General features: G+C 53.0%; 12 protein-coding genes. 6 read left to right on the forward strand and 6 right to left on the reverse strand.

The features are described 5' to 3' along the window. Position 1 precedes the first annotated feature (1 nt). On the forward strand, positions 2–457 hold the full coding sequence (locus ACMHXH_RS10125) for a (2Fe-2S)-binding protein (RefSeq protein WP_071476368.1): 456 nt from the start codon (positions 2–4) through the stop codon (positions 455–457). Continuing rightward, positions 454–2694, forward strand: a complete 2241-nt coding sequence (locus ACMHXH_RS10130; protein ID WP_233962851.1) for a xanthine dehydrogenase family protein molybdopterin-binding subunit — start codon at positions 454–456, stop codon at positions 2692–2694. The genes ACMHXH_RS10125 and ACMHXH_RS10130 overlap by 4 nt, the downstream gene beginning before the upstream one ends. Before the next feature lie 165 nt (positions 2695–2859). On the opposite strand, the gene ACMHXH_RS10135 is transcribed toward ACMHXH_RS10130, so the two are convergent. From ACMHXH_RS10135 to ACMHXH_RS10145, 3 genes are read right to left on the reverse strand one after another with little or no spacing between them, the layout of a single operon-like run. Further along, entirely contained in the window at positions 2860–3921 is a 1062-nt protein-coding gene (locus ACMHXH_RS10135) for a zinc-binding dehydrogenase (protein ID WP_233962849.1), read from the reverse strand. Positions 3922–3930: 9 nt separating this feature from the next. Next, the gene (locus ACMHXH_RS10140) at positions 3931–4437 is read right to left on the reverse strand and encodes a 2,4'-dihydroxyacetophenone dioxygenase family protein (protein ID WP_039034693.1); all 507 of its coding nucleotides are present in this window, start codon (positions 4435–4437) and stop codon (positions 3931–3933) included. 43 nt (positions 4438–4480) lie between these two features. Further along, a complete protein-coding gene (locus tag ACMHXH_RS10145; protein WP_071476365.1) occupies positions 4481–5245 on the reverse strand; it encodes an SDR family NAD(P)-dependent oxidoreductase in 765 nt (254 codons plus the stop codon). 192 nt (positions 5246–5437) lie between these two features. Here ACMHXH_RS10145 and ACMHXH_RS10150 point away from each other — a divergent pair, with 192 nt between their 5' ends. Continuing rightward, positions 5438–6388, forward strand: a complete 951-nt coding sequence (locus tag ACMHXH_RS10150) for a helix-turn-helix domain-containing protein (protein WP_233962847.1) — start codon at positions 5438–5440, stop codon at positions 6386–6388. 83 nt (positions 6389–6471) lie between these two features. Here ACMHXH_RS10150 and typA read toward each other — a convergent pair whose 3' ends face one another. Next, positions 6472–8283 (reverse strand): translational GTPase TypA, encoded by a 1812-nt coding sequence (gene typA, locus ACMHXH_RS10155; RefSeq protein ID WP_039034696.1) that lies wholly within the window; start codon positions 8281–8283, stop codon positions 6472–6474. 457 nt (positions 8284–8740) lie between these two features. Between typA and glnA the strand changes: the two genes are divergently transcribed. Beyond that, positions 8741–10150, forward strand: a complete 1410-nt coding sequence (glnA, locus tag ACMHXH_RS10160) for a glutamate--ammonia ligase (protein WP_039034697.1) — start codon at positions 8741–8743, stop codon at positions 10148–10150. Positions 10151–10254: 104 nt separating this feature from the next. Here the strand turns inward: glnA and ACMHXH_RS10165 are convergent, their stop codons facing one another. Together ACMHXH_RS10165 and ACMHXH_RS10170 are read right to left on the reverse strand one after the other, a co-directional pair. Continuing rightward, a complete protein-coding gene (locus ACMHXH_RS10165; RefSeq protein WP_039034698.1) occupies positions 10255–10752 on the reverse strand; it encodes a hypothetical protein in 498 nt (165 codons plus the stop codon). 9 nt (positions 10753–10761) lie between these two features. Continuing rightward, positions 10762–11685, reverse strand: coding sequence for a C-GCAxxG-C-C family (seleno)protein (locus ACMHXH_RS10170; RefSeq protein ID WP_039034699.1), 924 nt, complete (start codon positions 11683–11685; stop codon positions 10762–10764). Between the two features lie 236 nt (positions 11686–11921). Here ACMHXH_RS10170 and ACMHXH_RS10175 point away from each other — a divergent pair, with 236 nt between their 5' ends. Continuing rightward, on the forward strand, positions 11922–12968 hold the full coding sequence (locus ACMHXH_RS10175; protein WP_335911669.1) for a hypothetical protein: 1047 nt from the start codon (positions 11922–11924) through the stop codon (positions 12966–12968). A gap of 122 nt (positions 12969–13090) precedes the next feature. Then, positions 13091–13948, forward strand: coding sequence for a DMT family transporter (locus tag ACMHXH_RS10180; RefSeq protein ID WP_071476362.1), 858 nt, complete (start codon positions 13091–13093; stop codon positions 13946–13948). Positions 13949–14008 lie beyond the last annotated feature (60 nt).

Genomic DNA, 14008 nt, shown 5'->3' on the forward strand with positions numbered 1-14008 from the left:
AATGTCGCAACTCAAAATCAATGGCAGACTGTTTTCGGTCGAGGCCGATCCCAATATGCCCTTGCTATGGGCCCTCAGGGATCTCCTGGGACTGACTGGCACCAAATTCGGCTGTGGCGCCGGACTCTGCGGTGCCTGCACCATACATCTGGATGGTAAGCCCGCCAGAGCCTGCCTCACCAGTCTCAAAAGTGCCGAGGGCAGGAACATCACCACCATAGAAGGCCTGGATAATCCGGCGCTAAAAGCCGCCTGGAGCAAACACAAGGTACCCCAGTGCGGTTACTGTCAGACAGGGCAGCTCATGTCTGCCGCGGCGCTTTTGAGTGAAACGCCCAACCCCAGTGACCAACAGATAGACGATGCCATGTCCGGCAATATCTGCCGCTGCGGCACCTATACCCGGATCCGCAGCGCCATCAAGGATGTCGCCGTCAAAGGGGGGCAGAGCTCATGAGCCGATTTACCGCAGTGGAAAACTTCAGCCGTCGTGATGTGCTGAAACTCTTTGGCGCCAGTGGTGGTGCCTTGATGCTGGGCAGCAGCGCCCTGGGCTGGAGCCCCATGAGCCTGGCGCAGGACAAGCTTCAACCTCTGAATCTGTTTATCGCCGTCGGTGAAGACGACAAGGTCTACCTCACCTGCCATCGCTCGGAAATGGGTCAGGGCATACGAACAGGCATACCTCAGGTGCTGGCCGATGAACTGGAAGCCGACTGGGACAAAGTCGTGGTGGTGCAGGGCTTGGCCGACAAGCGTTACGGCAGCCAGAATACAGATGGCAGTCGCAGCATACGTAAACACTACGACAGAATGCGGCAGATGGGTGCCATGGCGCGCACCATGTTGGAACAGGCTGCCGCCGAGCATTGGCAAGTGCCGGTCGCAGAAGTCAGCGCCAAGGCTCACAGAGTGACTCACAAGGCGTCAGGCCGCTCCCTGAGCTATGGCGAACTGGCGCTGGCGGCGTCCAAGCTGCCGCTTCCGGATGAGAACCAACTCAGGCTCAAACCCAGAGAAGAGTTCACCCAGATAGGTCAGTCACGCACCATAGTGGATATGGATGCCATGTTGGATGGCAGCGCCATCTATGGCCAGGATATACGTCTGGAAGGCATGCTCTATGCCGCGATTGCCCGGCCGCCTGTGCTCGGCAGCCAAGCGGCGAGTGTCGATGATAAAAAGGCCCGCGCCTTCCCCGGTGTGGTGGATATTATCAGCCTGCCCGCTCCCAAAGGAGCGCCTGCCTTCCAGCCGCTTGGCGGTGTGGCTGTGCTGGCCAACAACAGCTGGAGCGCCCTTGAAGGCCGCAAGGCACTGGCGATCCAGTGGCAGCAAAGCCCCAACGACAAGCACGACTCCCAAGCGTTTCTCGCCACCCTGAAACAAAGAGTACAACAGAGTGGCAAAGTCAGGCGTGAGCTGGGCCAGCCTCCCGCAAGCTGGCCAGAAGAGCGCACGCTCAGCGCCGCTTACACTGTGCCCTATCTGGCTCACGCCATGATGGAGCCGCCGGCGGCCACCGCCAGAGTCAGCAAGGATGGCTGTGAAATCTGGGCCTGCAGCCAAACGCCCCAGAGTACCCAGCAGAATGTGGCGGCCGCTTTGGGGCTGAAGGAGGAGCAGGTCAAGGTGCATGTCACCCTGCTGGGCGGCGGCTTTGGCCGTAAGTCCAAGCCGGACTTCAGCGTCGAGGCGGCGCTGCTGGCTAAGCGCAGCGGCAAGCCGGTGAAGGTGTTCTGGAGCCGGGAAGATGAGCTGCAAAACGGCTATCTGCACGCCATCAGCGCCCAACATTATCAGGCGCTGCTCAGTGATGATGGCAAGGTGGAGGCTCTGTTGTCGCGCACCGCCTTCCCTTCCATCAGTTCCACCTTTGCCGAAGGCGTGGATGAACCCTCGGACGGAGAACTGGATTTGGGCTTTATCGACTTGCCATTTCAGTTGCCGTCGCTGCGCTGCGAGACCGCCAAGGCCGAGGCTCACACCCGTATAGGCTGGCTGCGCTCTGTGTGCAACATTCAGCATGCCTTCGGCATCGGCAGCTTTGTCGACGAACTGGCGCTGCGCACCGGCCAAAGTTGCCCGGCCATGTGGCGGCAACTTCTGGGGCAACCCAGAGTGGAGAACTTTGCCAATCAGGGCTTCAAATACGGTAACTATGGCGAAGAACTGAGCCGTCATCCTGTGGATGTTGATCGTTATCTGACGGTCATAGACGCCGCCGAAAAACGTATGGCACTGTCACCGGCCAAGGCAGGCGAAGGCTGGGGGTTTGCGGTGCACCGCAGCTTTGTCAGCTATGTGGCGGTCGCCATCAAGGTCAAACTGGATGGTGAGCGTTTGCAGGTGCTGCAGGCCATCTCAGTGCTGGATGCCGGCACTGTGGTTAACCCTGACAGAGTGCATTCACAGCTGGAAGGCGCGGTCATCTTCGGCCTCAGCCTGGCGATGTTGGGCGAAATCAGCTTTAAGGATGGCAAGGTGCAACAGTCGAACTTCCACGACTATCAACTACTGCGGTTGCCGCAATGCCCTGAGATAGAAACACAAATTATCGCCTCGACCGAGGTCCCCGGCGGTGTGGGCGAACCCGGCGTCCCCCCGGTAGCACCGGCCCTGACCAACGCCATAGTGGCCGCCGGCGGCAAGCGCTACCGGGATCTGCCGCTGAAGCAGTATCTGCAGCTTTGATTGGTCGATAAAGTGCCGGGGCCATGCCCCGGCAAATCTAAATTGATCAACATCGCGATTTAGCGAGCCTGCTTGAGATTACCAGCCCCACCATAATGAAGCGTAAAATAAATAAAAAGCCGCTTTATAAGTTAGCGGCTGAATTCGAGTTAAGGTGTTGGATGATTAATTGAGCGTTTGCAGCTCACCATCACGCCAAGGTTCAATCACGACTTTAATATGTTGATTCGGCTGCATAAGCTGTTTGAATGCACCCGATACGCCGTCCATCCCAACTTTACCTGTGAGCAACTTATTCCAAGGCACCCTGCTCTCGGTCAATTCCTGCAAACACTGAGCAAACTCATGTGGTTGATAGTAGTATGAGAAACGCATATCCAGCTCTTTCACTGTAGCGTAGGCATAGTTGATGTTCGCTTCAGCAGTGTGGATCCCCGTTACCACTATGGTCGCATTGGCCGGCGCACGCTTCACAAAACCTTCGATCAGTTTATGAATACCCACACACTCGAAAATCACCACACGATTACCCGCGGCAATTTCAGCAGCGTATGCCACTTCATCTTGTTCACCCGGATCAACCACATGAGTCGCACCGAATTCACGGGCTAATGCCAGTTTTTCGCCCTGAAGATCAGCCGCAATAATATTACCTACACCCTGCAGATGCAGCGCTGAAATGACCGCTAAACCGATAGGCCCACAACCAACGACCAAGGCAGTATCTTCGGTGCCGACTTCACCACGATTGACGGCATGCAAGCCTACAGCCAGTGGCTCTGTCAGCGCCACAGCTTCAGCCGGGAGATGATCCGGCACTGGCAGCAGCTGTGCTTCATCGAGAATAAAGTATTCTGAATACGCCCCATTGACGCCGGGAGTCACCCCTACTCCAGCACCATTTTGGCTCATCAGGATTGGCACCGATGTAACTCGGGTGCCTAGGGCTAGGGTTTGCTGGGTTTCGGGACCAAATTCAACCACTTCAGCACAAAACTCATGTCCCAGCATCACAGGAACATGATTATCAGCCCCCTCAGGCATCATGCCTAGTTTGCGGTAAAAATCGAATACTTCGTTATAGTGGCGCGCAATATGAATATCCGAGCCACAGATACCACAGGCAAGACTGCGTACCAACACTTGGCCTGCCTGTGGCTTAGGTAATTCGACCTGTTGCAGAGTGACTTCGCCATCCTGCAACACGATTGCATTCATCAAACTCATAATGGTTTCCTATTTGGTATCGCTCATAGATGCCGGCGCACCGGGTTTAATGTAACGAGGCTTGATGCCTTGTGCCTTGGCGGCAGCCAGAAGAGCCTGCTCAATCCAACCGGCATCCATGATAAACATGAAGTTACCATCGGCATCGAAGTTAACATTGACACCGGTAATCACCATCACACCATCAGCGCCTTCAGAATCGGCGGGACAATGGAAAGTGTGGATAGAACCACCCGGCTCATACAGATAGCTGCCGGCTGTTTGGGGTTGTTCCGGATATTCTAGGTAGTGCCACCGACCCGCCAAGGTATAAAAATGCACTACGCCTGTATGAAAATGCTTGGGTAAGGTGATACCCGGCTTAAACTTAGCGCGGATCACCCAAACACCATTTTCAGGGTCTAAAAATAACGGATACACATCAACGCCCGGCAGCGCATCTTTGATGATCTGCTCTTCGTTAGTATTGAGGGTTAATAAAAAATCTTGATGATTAATCACTTCCGGTAAAGCCATATTTGCCTTCCTCATGTTCTTATTGGGTTGATGGGTCGAGCTATCACTCCTTCTGCAATGGATATTTAAAATTCTCAAAACCGTCGGAAGCATGCACTGTGCAGCCGTTGATGCAATTGGCCTCGTCACTCACCAGAAATACCGCCACATCGGCTATCTCGCTCGGAAGAGTAAACTCCTGACGCATTTGTTCCTTACGAATGTGTTCCCAGAGTCCCAGTGCCTCGTATTGACGCAGCATAGGAGTATCGACACGACCGGGAGCAATGGCGCAAACACGAACGCCCAATGGGGCAAGCTCAAGCGCGGCGCATTTGGTCATCATATCGACGGCCGCTTTACTGACGTTGTAGGTAAAAGTCATTTCCGAGGCAATTGTTGCGTAGACAGACGAAGTATTAAGGATCACGCCTTTAGTACCTTGAGCGCGAAATTGACGTCCACCGGCCACAATGCCGTGATATACGCCTTTTTGATTCACATTGGTAACTGAGTCGAAATCGCCCAAAGGATCATGTTCTAACAAGGGTTTGGCTGAGCCAATGCCGGCATTATTTATCACAATATCAAGCTGACCAAACCGGGTAACCGCATGTGCCACCATAGCTTCAACTTGCTTGTAATCGGTCACATCGACACTAAAAGTCACCAACTTACCAGTGGGAAAATCGTTAAAGACCTTGAGCGAATCAACTGACAAATCGGCGGCAACGACTCTCCCTCCCTCGGCGAGTATTTTACGGACAATTGCTTGCCCTATGCCTCCTGCAGCCCCCGTCACCACTGCGGTTTTATTCAGTAAACGCATAGATGTCCTCTTTTTATATTTATTAATTTCATTATTAAGGTAATAGTAATTTAGATGATTAATTGCACATCTTCTTGACTTATTACGAATGAAATTTGATATATTGCGATTCTTATACCAAAGAGAACTCAACGCCCCATGTACCTAGTCCGTAGCGGTGCAGCTGCCCAATTTGAGCAACTGGTCCTGGAGTTGGGTGAAAACCCCATAGAAATGATCCATCAAGCAGGATTACGTCAGGCACAGTTTCGCGATCCCAATATCTATATCGCCTATCCACGACTAGCCGAGTTATTGGAAATCGCCGCCCTAGGCTGTAAACAGCCGCTGTTCGGACTTATGCTTGCCAAACGGCAAACCTTACATGTGCTCGGTGACTTACCTATGTTGATTTCCCGCACAGCAACCGTGGCCGATGCTCTTGAAAAGATGAATGACTATCTGTACCTGCACGCCTCAGGTATCTCGCTACAACTGCAACCACAGGGAGATATGGTACGCCTTGTCTTATCAATTAATGTTCACTGCCGTGGCATTGAACAATTGATGCAACTGAGCGTGGCACAACTGGCAATGTTTGTTTCAAGCCTGCTGAATATCAACATCAACACTATCCCCTTACATTTGTGTCAAAGTAAGCCCAGCGAACTTGAACCCCAGCACTTTGCCCACTTAGTGCGCTTTCGTGAATCCTTTGATGGCGTAGTACTTAAAACTACACAATTAACCGGACGTAACTATCACGATGAGGGAGCACTCAACCGCCATTTTCAGTCACATCTGCAATATTTACAGAGCCGCTATCCCGATAATCTGGCCGATCAGGCAAGAGACTTAATTCACCGATTACTTCCAACCGGAGAGTGTTGTATTGAAAGGGTATCAACTGCGCTGGGGGTACACGAGCGCACGTTACAGGCAAGACTCAAAGAGACTGGGCTTAGCTATCGTCAATTGCTGCAAGAAGTCAGACAAAATATCGCTAAACAGCAACTCAGTTATGGCACCCAAACCATTACCGAACTGGCACTGCAATTAGGTTATGCCGAGATCGCTGTTTTTAGTCGTCATTTTAAAACTTGGACGGGATTGTCCCCCAAGCAATGGCAGCAGCAATATCGCAGGGGACAAATAGAGGATTAATCTTGATAAACAAAAGCCCCGCTAAGCTAGCTTAGCGGGGCTTTTTATTCACTGTGAGGCTATCACCTCAAACGCAACCACAATCAACCGCGGCTGGCGCGCTTGCGGTCGTTTTCAGTCAGATGACGCTTACGGATCCGAATGCTCTTAGGCGTTACTTCCACCAGTTCATCATCATCGATGAATTCCAGCGCTTGCTCCAGAGACATCTGGATATGCGGAGTCAGTACCTGAGCTTCGTCAGTACCTGAAGCACGCATGTTGGTCAACTGCTTGCCCTTGAGGCAGTTTACTGTCAGGTCGTTGGAGCGGCTGTGAATACCTATCACCTGGCCTTCATAAACCTCGGCGGCATGACCAATCATTAGACGACCGCGATCCTGCAGACCAAACAGAGCAAAGGTCAGTGCCTTACCGGTCGCATTGGAGATCAATACTCCGTTGGTACGCTGGCCGATATCGCCACCCTTGTATGGACCGTAATGGTCGAAGGTATGATACAGCAGACCTGTACCCGAAGTGGCCGTCATAAACTCAGTCTGGAAACCGATCAAGCCGCGGCTTGGGATCATGAAATCGATACGTACGCGACCCTTGCCATCTGGCTGCATGTCGCGCATGTCGGCCTTACGGGTACCCAGCTTCTCGATAACGCCACCCTGATGCTCTTCTTCCACATCCACGGTCAGTTGCTCGTATGGTTCGCACTTCTCGCCGTCGATCTCTTTGATGATCACTTCAGGACGGGAAACCGCCAGCTCATAACCTTCACGACGCATGTTTTCGATCAGGATAGACAGGTGCAGTTCACCACGGCCGGATACGCGGAAACGATCCGGACTCTCGGTTTCTTCAACACGCAGGGCCACGTTGTGTACCAGCTCCTGTTGCAGACGCTCAAGGATGTTACGTGAAGTCACGTACTTACCTTCTTTACCTGCGAAAGGAGAGGTGTTGACCTGGAAGGTCATAGTCATGGTTGGTTCATCAACAGACAGAGGTGGCAATGCTTCGGCATGACCGACGGCACAGATGGTGTCGGAAATCTTCAGCTCGCCCAGGCCTGTGATGGCAACGATATCACCGGCATTGGCGCTGTCCACTTCGTGGCGATCCAGGCCCATATAGCCCAGAACCTGGCCGACTTTGCCGTTACGGGTTTTACCGTCGGCACCAACAATAGTGACCTGCTGGTTGGTCTTGACGCTACCGCGCTTGATACGACCCACACCGATAACCCCTACATAGCTGTTGTAGTCCAGCTGAGAGATCTGCATCTGGAATGGACCATCGGCATCGGCATCCGGAGGAGATACTTTTTCAACGATAGTCTGGAACAGCGGTGTCATATCTTCACTGGCTTCATCGGGATCCAAGCTGGCAAAACCGTTCAGAGCAGAAGCATACACAATAGGGAAGTCCAACTGTTCGTCGGTAGCACCCAGGTTGTCGAACAGGTCAAATACCTGATCGATAACCCAATCAGGGCGGGCACCCGGACGGTCAATCTTGTTGATAACCACAATAGGCTTAAGGCCTTGGGCAAATGCTTTCTTGGTCACGAAGCGTGTCTGTGGCATTGGACCGTCCTGCGCATCAACCAGCAGCAGTACAGAGTCAACCATAGACAGAACCCGCTCTACTTCACCACCGAAGTCGGCGTGTCCAGGGGTGTCTACTATATTAATGCGGTAGTCGTTCCACTTAATGGCGGTGTTCTTCGCCAGAATAGTGATCCCACGTTCTTTCTCCAGATCGTTGGAGTCCATCACCCGCTCGGTGGCTTCTCCGCGGGTTGCCAGGGTTCCTGACTGTGCCAACAGCTTGTCTACCAGGGTAGTCTTACCATGGTCAACGTGCGCTATGATGGCGATGTTACGTAAATTCTCTAACACAGTTTTGCCTCTTACGATCTCTGTTCTGTGGGATGCAGCAATATAAATTGAATGGTACAACCGCTTTATGACTGCTTGGCGATTGCCTTCCAGGCCTTATAAAACCTGGGCTAGCATCATGCTGGGGAACACTATTTCCCCGGATGGTTGCTTTAAAAAGCGTGCCATTCTACTCTAGCGAGGGGCTATCGCACAGGATTATTTTTTAAACACCTATGAATATCCTACTGAATAAGCGCACGCACCATTATGGTGAGCGCACCTTTTTGGAACACAGTACGCACCATTATAGTGCAAACCCGCTTGTCTCGCCAGCCCTCGATTTTACCACTCCCTTTATTTTCAATATCTTAGCATCTTGGCATGAGTTTGGCTTAATAGAAACCAACAAGGCGCCAGACGCTAAATACTAAGAGTTGACAAAGGGCACCCCCTTTACCCTACCGGAGGCTTGATAATGTCAGTCGAATCAGTTTTACAACAGCTGCAAGAGTTGGAAGTTAAGTTTGTTGATTTACGCTTTACCGATACCAAAGGTAAGGAACAACATGTATCTATCCCGACTCATCAGGTAGATGCTGATTTCTTTGAAGAGGGCAAGATGTTTGATGGTTCATCCATCGGTGGCTGGAAAGGGATCAACGAATCTGACATGGTACTGATGCCAGATCCAGACAGCTTTGTACTGGACCCATTTACCGAAGAAACCACAGCACTGATCCGCTGCGATATTCTCGAACCCGGCACTATGCAGGGGTATGAGCGTGACCCTCGCTCCATCGCCAAGAAAGCCGAAGAATACTTGCGTTCTACCGGCATCGCCGACACTGTGCTGATCGGCCCTGAGCCAGAATTTTTCCTGTTCGATGACGTGCGTTTCGGTACCGACATGAGCGGCACCTTCGTCAAGATAGATGCCAAAGAAGCGGCATGGAACTCAGGCACCAGCTATGAAGACGGCAACACAGGCCACCGTCCATTCGTTAAGGGCGGTTACTTCCCGGTAGCACCAGTAGACTCTTCACAGGATCTGCGTAGCGCCATGTGTCTGGTGCTGGAAGAGATGGGTCAAATTGTGGAAGCTCACCACCATGAAGTGGCTACCGCGGGTCAGAATGAGATCGCCACGCGCTTCAACACACTCACAAAGAAAGCCGATGAAATTCAAGAGCTTAAGTATGTGATCCACAATATGGCTCACGCCTACGGCAAGACTGCGACCTTTATGCCTAAGCCGATTGTCGGCGACAACGGCAGCGGCATGCACGTTCACCAGTCACTCTCTAAAGACGGTACTAACCTGTTTGCCGGTGACAAGTACGGCGGCCTGTCTGAAACTGCCCTGTACTATATCGGCGGTATCATCAAGCACGCCCGTGCCCTGAACGCCTTCACCAACCCAAGCACCAACTCCTACAAGCGTTTGGTGCCACACTTTGAAGCCCCTGTGATGCTGGCATATTCTGCCCGCAACCGCTCCGCTTCTATCCGTATCCCTGTGGTACCTAGCCCTAAGGCTCGCCGTATCGAGACCCGCTTCCCGGATCCTATGGCCAACCCTTACCTGGCCTTTGCAGCACTGCTGATGGCCGGTCTGGACGGTATCCAGAACAAGATCCACCCTGGTGATGCCATGGACAAGGATCTGTACGATCTACCGGCCGAAGAAGCAGCGGAAATCCCGACTGTGGCCGAATCTCTGGAAGTCGCCCTGGCGGCTCTGGATGCAGACCGTGAGTTCCTGACCCGCGGCGGTGTGTTCAGCGATGACTTTATCGACTCTTACCTCAAGCTGAAACAAGCCGAGGCCGAGCGTGTCAGCCGTACCACTCACCCTGTCGAATTTGAGCTGTACTACAGCCTCTAATTGCCCTGCAATCAACCGATGAGTCAAGCCATCGGATAATAAAAAAAGCGCCCCGGGAGCAATCCTGGGGCGCTACTATTTTAAGGCTCTGAAACTCAAATCATTCAGGGAGCGCTGATAAGTTCAGGCGCACTCTGGGCCTTGGCTCCGGTGAGGATCACCGCCAACTTGAGTTCACCCTCTGTCTGGTTCAGCTCCTCAAGCCCTTCTGGCGTAAAGCGATATTGGCCTTCAGTCTCCAGCGCTTCCATGGTGCCAGCACAGGTGTCGACGGTTTCACTGCATTCGAAACGTGCGCCCTTGTGCCAAGGCATGGAGAAGGCTGATACCTGCTCAGCCGGCATCTTGAGATACATCACCACATAGTTGCTGCCAGCATCCTTGACAGGTTTACCTTCCGCCGTGGTCAGACTAAAGGTCAACGCCTGGCTTTGAGGATCCACGGCGCTCAGTGCTACCTTGAGGCTTTCGGCTTCATTGATGGACACAGACTGCCCCGGCTCCGGCGTAGGCGGAACCACAGGGTCATCATCATCGTCCAACCAATCACAACCACCCAAGCACAACAGCAAAGACGCCACTATCAAACTCTTATGTTTCATAACAGCCTCCTAGTGACAATCGCTGCAGGACGCACCTTCATGAACCCCGGTCAAACCGGCGCCAATATCATGGGCGCTGTGGCAGCTCTGACATTCCATCTGTGAATTAACATCGGCCCCTATGTAGGTATCCGGCTCACGTTTGGTGCTGCTGTGACAACCGCTACACTCGGCATTACCCTCTGCCACCATTTCAGCGTCCAGGGCATTGTCCAGCGACTTATTGAGGAAGTCAGTAGTGACATAGGCAATCTCGGCCGTCAGCTGAGCGCAGCGCTCCAGTTTCGCCTGATGACTGGAGCCGTACTTGCTCGCTTTCGACCAGTGGGTCACCGAGGTATGGCAAAGAATAGAATTGGCAACCGACTGGCCTATCTTATCTGCGGTCAATAGCTCACCGGCGTTGTCTGTACGGGTCGGTGCGCCAATCGCCTTGAGGAAGGCTTCATCATTTCTCGGCATGGCTGTGTGTTCATAGTAGCGATACACGGAGCGGATCACCGCAGTGCGGTTGACCCCACCCAGAACGTTGACCGCCATAGCCGCCGCATTCAAGCAGCCACACAGGGTTCCCCAACCTGCGATACCGCCGCCACCATAGGCTGCCAGGTTGGTAGGGATAGCAGCGAATTTACAGGCATCCTCATGCCCCTTGGCCGCCAAAGCCTTCACCAGGGCATCAAACACACCGTACATACAACCACCGCGGCCATAACCTTCATAGGCCAGTTTGGCGACTTCCATCGGGTCCAATTTCACGTAGGTCAGTAGCTTGGTACCCAGTTCTCCGCCCCCTTCACTGCCGATCCCTATGCTGGTATCTCCGGAACAAGACTCTGCTGCCAGGGTTGTGGTCGCAATCAGCGAGCTCCCGGCGGCGACTCCAACCAAACCTACTATCTGGCCCATTGCCTGACGTCGATTCACGTTCATACTCATCACCTCTTTTTACACTTATATTTTGTAGAATTGCAAATTAAGCAATACTTACCCTTTATAATCAATGACTTGCACACAAGACCAGCTTACTCCCTCTCTTGTTGTGCAGATGTGATCCAAGGCGGGTTTCGATGTTAAAAAGTCAAAAAAACAACAGCCCATCGGCAAGAGGCTTGAGCCAAGCAGTAACGGCAGCGACAATGAGCCACTTCGTTAAGCAAGGATCTGCTATGAATTACAGCCTCTTTTTACTCACTCTCTTGCTGCTGGCTGGTTGTCACTCTGAGGTGCAACTGCCGATTAAAGCTGACAAGCTGGAGCCAATCCACTGCCGGGAAGTAAAGGATGACAATGGCGCCCTGGGTTATTACCTCGAAGACTGCATTGACGGATACCGAGGAGAACCCTTCAGCGGCATTGCCATTTGGGGAGCGCCGGATCGCCCCAGCTATAGCGCAGCCCAGTTCAAGGATGGCCTGCGGCATGGCTACAGCTTCAGCACATCCGCGCCGCCCGAGCGTCTACTAAACCAAAGCGCTTGGTATAAAAATGGCAAGTTGCACGGTTGGCAGCTGAACTTTCAATACCAGCAAACTCAATTACGCAGCCGGGAGTTGTATCGAGACGGTGAGCGCCAAGAGCTCTGGCTCTACGATAGCCAAGGCCAACTCGACAGTTTCAAGCGTTTCGACCAGGGTACAGTGATTGAATTCATCTCCTATGAGCAGGGACGGGAGCGAAGGAAACAGTTCAAACGGGACGGCGAGAAATTCACTGTCTGGAAAAGCTATTTCCCCGATGGCTCATTAAAGAACTTCAGTGAGCATCTGGATGAAGAAAATCTCAGAAAACTCAAGGAACAAGGTTACTACGCCAACGGCCGGCTCAAGTTGGACTACCTGTTCAACCGTCGGCAGCGCACCGCAGTGCAGCACACCTTCTGGCGCAATGGCCAGCGCCAGTCCGAGCAACATTATGGTTTCTTTCCTTCGATAGCCGCCGATGGCATCTGGCTCAGTTATTGCGAGAACAATGGCGCCTTGAGCAAACGCACCCCCTACAGTCGAGGCGCCAAGCAGGGCGAGGAACAGCTCTTTCACTGCAATGGTCAGCTACAGGTGAGCAAACGTTTCGACCGGGACAAGCTCATACCACAGACCCTGAGCTACTTCGATGAACAGGGGCGCAACTATCTGCAGGAAGATATAGGCACGAATGGCAAGATGCTGCATACCCGGGTCTATGATGAGCAGGGTAAACTAACCTATCAAGATTAAATTAATATTCAATTAGTTAGTATTATCACCCACAGAGAGTCCAGCTCTTTTTCAAATGCGACTTGCTTATCCCGGCACTGAATTCTAAAATATCTTCACATCAAGATACTTTAAGAAAAGAAATGCCTTACTTAATCGCACTCTTGGCTCCCGTCTTCTGGGGGACCACCTATGCCCTGGTCAGCCTGTACCTGCAGGATATGTCCCCTTTCTGGGTCGCCGTCTGGCGTGCCCTGCCTGCCGGGATCCTGTTATTGCTGCTGCGACCCAAGCTGCCTTCGCTCGCCTGGAGCAAAATACTCTTGCTGGCATTTTGTAATATCGGCGCCTTCTTCGCCTTGCTGTTTATGGGCGCCTACCGCCTGCCAGGCGCAGTGGCTGGCACCCTGGGGGCCACACTGCCACTGATGTTTCTGCTGCTGGCCTGGCTGCTTGATGGCCAAAGGCCGGCATTGAAGTGGACCTTGCTGGCGCTGCTGGGACTGAGTGGAGTGATCTTGTTGCTCAACCCTTCGGCCAAGCTGGATCTGATTGGTGTGCTCTGCGCCCTGAGTGCCACTCTGCTGGTGGCCCAATCATCCCGCTGGATGCAACGCTGGCAAACCGGCGATCTTCTGGTATTGACCGCCTGGCAGTTGTTGCTCGGCGGCTTGATGCTGATCCCGCTGGCCTGGACAGTGGCCGGGGCTCCCACACTACCGGAGCCCAAGACCTGGCCCGCCATCGCTTGGCTGGCCATCTTCAGCACGGCGCTGAGCTACTGGGCCTGGATCTGGTCCATCAAACATCTGGGACCGCAAATCATGGGCATGATGGCCTTGATCAACCCTGTGGTGGCCGTCTCGCTCGGGGTGTTTTTGGTCGGCGAACAGCTGGACAGCTATCAATGGCTGGGGATCGGCCTGATCATGTCGTCACTATTGCTGATGAAACTTCCTGTCCCGGCTATCTGGTATCGCCTGCGCCCCAGCCGGCGCTGACACTCACCTGACATAAGAGCCCTGTTTGGCCCCTGAAAAAGGGGCCAAGGGTTCGGCTTA

It is taken from the genome of Shewanella sp. BJSY2023SW001 (assembly GCF_047314685.1).
Taxonomy (GTDB): Bacteria; Pseudomonadota; Gammaproteobacteria; order Enterobacterales; family Shewanellaceae; genus Shewanella; species Shewanella indica.